Genomic DNA, 5122 nt, shown 5'->3' on the forward strand with positions numbered 1-5122 from the left:
ATTGCCAATGGCCGACGTAACGCAGCAGCCGATTCCAGCTCTTGTCGCGATTGAACGGATTGCCGCCGAAATGCGTCACCACCACCGGATGCGACCACATCTCCACCAACCGTTCGAAATCCTCCAGCCGGTGCGGACGCAGGACAAGCCGTTCAGCGGTGAGGATCAGCGGATCAACCATGGCATCAAGCATAAGCAGTGCCCCTGCCACATGCCAGCGACCTGTTTTTGACAGGCTGTTGCCGGGCCGCGTGGGCGTGATAGCCAGACGGGGCATGACCGACCTTGAAACCCTGGCCCAATGGCTGCCCGCGCACGGCCTTGCGCTGGGGCCGGGCGCGCGGCTGGAGCGGCTGGGCGGCGGCATCGCCAATCGCAACGAAGGCGTGGAACTGACCAGCGGACCAAAAAGACTTCGAGCTGTGCTGCGCCGCCCGCCGCCGGGGCAATTGGCGGCCGGCGCCAGCGACATGGCGCGCGAAGCCAGGGTGCTCGCCGCGCTTGCCCCGCACTTCCCGCTGGCGCCGCGCCTGATCGCCTTTTGCGGCGATGAGGCGGTGCTGGGCACCAAATTCCAGCTGATCGAACGGCGCGAGGGCGTGGCGATTGCCGGAACATTGCCGGCGGAGTCTGGCGGTGGATTGGCGCTGGTGGAAACCACCCTGCAGGCGATGGCAGCCTTGCACGCGCTTGATCCGGTGGCGGTGGGACTTGGCGATCTCGGCAAACCGGAGGGGTTTCACGCCCGTCAACTGAAGGGCTGGTGGGCGCGGGCCGACGCGGTGTGGCCCGATGGCCTGCCTGCCAGCGTTACCAATCTGATCGCCGCGCTCACCGCCGCCGTGCCGCCCGAAAAGGGTGCCCCCGTGCTGCTGCACATGGATCTGAAACCCGACAATCTGCTGGTCGATCCCGCCACTTGCCAAGCCCGCGCCATGATTGATTGGGACATGGCGACCCGCGGCCCGCGCGGCTTTGATCTGGCCGTGCTGCTGTCCTACTGGATCCAGCCAGGCGACCCCGGCGATGTAAAGCCGCTGCTGGCCGTGCCCTCCCTTACCCCCGGTTGGCCGGGCCGGGCCGCAGTGGCGGCGCGTTACGCACAAATCAGCGGGCAGGATGTCGGCGATCTGGTTTGGCCGCTGGCGCTGGCGCGGTTACGGCTGGCAACGGCGTGGATGCAACTTTACCGAAAATGGCAGCGCGGCGAGATGGACGGGACGCGCTATCAAGGGTTCGAAGCGTTGGCGCTGGCAATCGTTGCCCAGGCGCTGGCAGCCCACACGAAAGGCGAATTGTGACCGATTTCACCCTGCCCGAAGACACCAAGGCGCTGGCCCGCCGCGTCCGCCAGTTTGTGATCGACAAGATCATCCCCTTCGAGCGTGACCCGCGACTGACCCAGCACGGCCCGACCGACAGCCTGCGGACCGAGCTGGTGGCCCTGGCCAAGGCGGAAGGCCTGCTCACCCCGCAAGCGCCCACGGAATTGGGAGGCATGGGCTTTGATCACGCCACGCAGGCGGCGGTGTTCGAAGCGGCGGGCTGGTCGACGCTCGGCCCCGTGGCCATGAATTGCGCCGCGCCAGACGAAGGCAACATGTATCTGCTGTCCCGCATCGCGCGGCCCGATCAGGTGAAACAATTCCTCGCCCCCATGGTGAGCGGTGAGCGCCGCAGCGTTTTTGCCATGACCGAGCCGGACGGCGCCGGCAGCGACCCCGGCCAGCTCAAGACCACCGCCGTGTTCAACGGCAATGATTACGAGATTTCGGGCCTGAAATGGCTGATCACCGGAGCCAATGGCGCCAAAACCTGGATCATCATGGCCAATGTAGAGCCCAATGCTCACGGCCCGCACGGCCCCACCCTGTTCCTGTGCGAAGGCGGCACCCCCGGCATCACCATCGAACGCGTGATGGATTCGATGGACCGCAACTATGTCGAAGGACACTGCGTCGTGCGCTTCGAGGGGCTGCGCCTCGGCCCGTCGCACCTGCTGGGCGAGATTGGTTCGGCCTTGCGCTATGCCCAGATGCGGCTGGCGCCGGCGCGGCTCACCCACTGCATGCGCTGGCTTGGCGCGGCGGCGCGCTGCCAGCACATCGCACTGGAACATGCCCGCGTGCGCACCGCCTTTGGCAAGCCGCTGATCCAGCATCAGGGCGTCAACTTCATGCTGGCCGACAACGAGATCGCCCTGCACCAGGCCCGCCTGGCCATCCGCCATGTCGCCTGGCTGCTCGATAATGGCGTGCGTGCCCGCCACGAAAGCAGCATCGTCAAGGCCAGCGTATCGGAAGATCTGTTCAAGGTCGCCGATCGCTGCGTGCAGATATTGGGCGGCATCGGTGTCACCAGCGAAACCGTGGTGGAGATGATCTTCCGCGACATGCGGCCCTTCCGCCTTTATGACGGCCCCACCGAGGTGCACAAATACGCCATCGCCGTCCAACTGGAACGACAGGGCAGCGCCTTCACCGATCCGGTTGGCTGGTAAACCGCAGCCCGGTTGCCGCCGCCAGATCGGCCAGCGCCTGAGCTTCGCTGGTCACCTTGATCGCGGTCATGCCCAGCGCGGCCGCCGGTTTGCAATTGATGCCCAAGTCATCGAGGTAAACGCAGGCTTCCGGCGGCACATTCAGCGCCTCGCACATCATCAGATAGATGCGCGGGTCAGGCTTGCGCAGCCCGGCCTTGGCGCTTTCGATGACATGGTCGAATGCGGTCAGGATATGCTTCACGCTGGGTCCCCAGCCGATATCGTCTTCACTTGCCACGTTGTTGGTGATGCACCCCACCTTGAACGCCGCCTTGCATATCCCCAGCGCCGCCACCATCCCGGGCCGCGCCTCACCAGCCAACAGTGGCAGCACATCACCGCCCGGCACATCATGGCCAAGGCTGAGCGCCTCGGCCCGGAACGCTGCATCAAATTGCGCGGTGCTGATCTCGCTGCGTTCCAGCCGCGCCCAGGCGTTGCTGTCGGGATTGGTGGCATTCACCGTGCGGATGAAACCATGCGGCAGGCCGCGCTGCGCTTCATATCGCGCAAAGGCCTCGAACGGCGACGAAGTGATCACCCCGCCAAAATCGAAAATCACCGCCTGTATTGCCATATGCGCCTCCTGATCGTCCCGTCCTTAGGGGGAGAAGCGGCAAACATCACCCTCCCATCGCCGGCACAGCACGAATAGCGAGCGTCCTCCGGCGGTCAGGGGGGCAGACCCTCTGGATCTGCCCGTCAACGGCGCATGGCAGACCTGATCGCAGAGAGATCGGATACAAAACGGGTGCAGGGACTGCGTCTCTGCACGCCGGAGGCACCTTCTCTCAGATCGAAAAACTTGATCCGCAGCCGCAGCCCGAGGCCGCCTGCGGGTTCTTCACTTCAAAAGCCGCCGCACCGATTTTTTCAACATAGTCCACCTCGGCGCCGGCGACGAAGGGCAGCGAATCGGGATCGACCAGCATGGTGACACCGCCGGTTTCCACGATGGTGTCACCTTCAGCCGGCGCATCTTCGAGGCCAAACCGGTACTGGAAACCAGCGCAACCTCCGCCATCCACAGCAAGGCGCAGCATCAGGCCGGGTTTGCCCTGGCGGGATGCGATGACCGCGACGCGCTGGGCAGCGGCGAGTGAAAGACGGGGGGGCGTGTCCATGACTGTAATGTAAGCACACCTGGGGCCGGCTGCAACCGGCAGGCCGTCAGCGCCCCGAGCGGAATTTCCCAAGCGAGACTGTCCAGGTGCGGCCGCCGGCCATAACCATGTCGTCGCTGGCCAGCGGCGCAAAGGGTTCGTTGCTGGCGATATCAACTGGTGCAATCACGGTCGGGCGGCTGCGGGCCGGCGCGCCGACGCCGAAGTTGGCGAGATCGATGAACGGCTGCGGATCGAGCGCGCGGCCATCAAGGCGGACTTCAAAATGCAGGTGGGTACCGGTGGAGCGGCCGGTGGAGCCCATACCGCCAATGACCTGGCCCTGGCGAATCACATCGCCTTCCTTCACATGAAAACGCGACATGTGGCCATAACGGCTTTCAAGGCCATTGCCGTGATCGACCACAACCACCTTGCCATAACCGGCCCACCAGCCAGCGCGCACCACCACGCCATCGGCAGCGGCATGGATGGCATCGCCGGTCTTGCCGGTCATGTCGATGCCGGCGTGGAAGGCGCCGCCGCCGTGGAACGGATCGGAACGGTAACCGAAATCCGACGAGGGATTGTAATGGTTCACCGGCAGGAAGGCCGGGATGGTGGCGAAGGAGGCGGCGATGGCCGCCTGACGCGCGGCACTGGCCTGCAGATCGCGCACCTGCGGATCATTGGCGGCGATAAACGGCCCGCCGGAGCCGACGCGATTGGCGAGGAAGCGATCGGGGTTGAGGCCAAGTCGGCGCAGCACGGCTTCGGCGCGGGCGACCCCGGCAGGCGCAGCGCCGATCAGCGCGGCAACCGGCTGGCCGGCGCGCGGCAGCAGGCGCGCCAGAGTGGTCGCATCGGTGCGTTCGTTGGCCAGCGCGGCGAGGAAGGCGCGGCGAGCTTCAGCCACGCTGCTTGCGGGGTTGGCAGTGCTGTCATCCAGTGTCATCGCCGAAACGGCAAACACGGCAGAAATCGGAGCGGTGGTCGCATCAGTCGCAGCGGCTGGAGCGACAACACCCAGGCCCATCAGGCCCAGCGCCGCCAGCATCATCTTGCCGATCTGAAATTGCATGACCCAGTGCGACCCTTCATCAAGCGGGGAGCGAGGCACAAACGACTCTTTAACCGGAATCATGTTCCAGCTGCAGAACCCGTCGAAACCATGATCCCCTCTTGTCGCCGGGAGGCCCGGCTGACGTGGGTCAAAGAGCAGCCCCGGCCGGAGTGGACAACGGGGCAGTTGCTGGGGAGCGGTCAACCGTTCGGCGCAGGCGACGAATTGTGACTTTATTTTGCCAAGGCATGAAACCCGGGCCGCCTTGGAGCGTATTATACCAAGTCGCGTTGATCGCGACTCGCGGGGGGATTCCCAAGGGTCTAAAAGTGTGAATCTATGGCGATGTGCTCAGGTAGGACATCGTCATGGGGACTGGGATCGCGCTTCGGGATGATTTTGACGCGGTAAGGC

The 5122-nt window shown here is 64.9% G+C and carries 6 protein-coding genes; 2 read left to right on the plus strand and 4 right to left on the minus strand.

Annotated elements, in window-relative coordinates; all coding sequences use genetic code 11:
• The coding region (locus ACESL8_RS11940; protein ID WP_372919136.1) for a GNAT family N-acetyltransferase at window positions 1-277 on the minus strand (277 nt) is incomplete at its 3' end.
• On the opposite strand from ACESL8_RS11940, the gene ACESL8_RS11945 reads away from it, so the two are divergent.
• Window positions 276-1301, plus strand: a complete 1026-nt coding sequence (locus ACESL8_RS11945) for a phosphotransferase family protein (protein ID WP_372919138.1) — start codon at window positions 276-278, stop codon at window positions 1299-1301. The genes ACESL8_RS11940 and ACESL8_RS11945 overlap by 2 nt on opposite strands.
• Window positions 1298-2500 carry an acyl-CoA dehydrogenase family protein gene (locus ACESL8_RS11950; protein ID WP_372919140.1) on the plus strand — a complete coding sequence of 401 codons (1203 nt, stop codon included), beginning with the start codon at window positions 1298-1300 and terminating at the stop codon, window positions 2498-2500. The genes ACESL8_RS11945 and ACESL8_RS11950 overlap by 4 nt, the downstream gene beginning before the upstream one ends.
• On the opposite strand, the gene ACESL8_RS11955 is transcribed toward ACESL8_RS11950, so the two are convergent.
• The 3 genes from ACESL8_RS11955 to ACESL8_RS11965 form a co-directional block, all read right to left on the minus strand.
• Window positions 2478-3119, minus strand: coding sequence for an HAD-IA family hydrolase (locus ACESL8_RS11955; RefSeq protein WP_372919142.1), 642 nt, complete (start codon window positions 3117-3119; stop codon window positions 2478-2480). The genes ACESL8_RS11950 and ACESL8_RS11955 overlap by 23 nt on opposite strands.
• Before the next feature lie 214 nt (window positions 3120-3333).
• On the minus strand, window positions 3334-3666 hold the full coding sequence (gene erpA, locus ACESL8_RS11960) for an iron-sulfur cluster insertion protein ErpA (RefSeq protein WP_372919144.1): 333 nt from the start codon (window positions 3664-3666) through the stop codon (window positions 3334-3336).
• A gap of 46 nt (window positions 3667-3712) precedes the next feature.
• Window positions 3713-4726, minus strand: a complete 1014-nt coding sequence (locus ACESL8_RS11965; protein WP_372919146.1) for a M23 family metallopeptidase — start codon at window positions 4724-4726, stop codon at window positions 3713-3715.
• Window positions 4727-5122: the final 396 nt, after the last annotated feature.

It is taken from the genome of Sandarakinorhabdus sp. (genome assembly GCF_041689835.1).
Lineage (GTDB): Bacteria > Pseudomonadota > Alphaproteobacteria > Sphingomonadales > Sphingomonadaceae > Sandarakinorhabdus.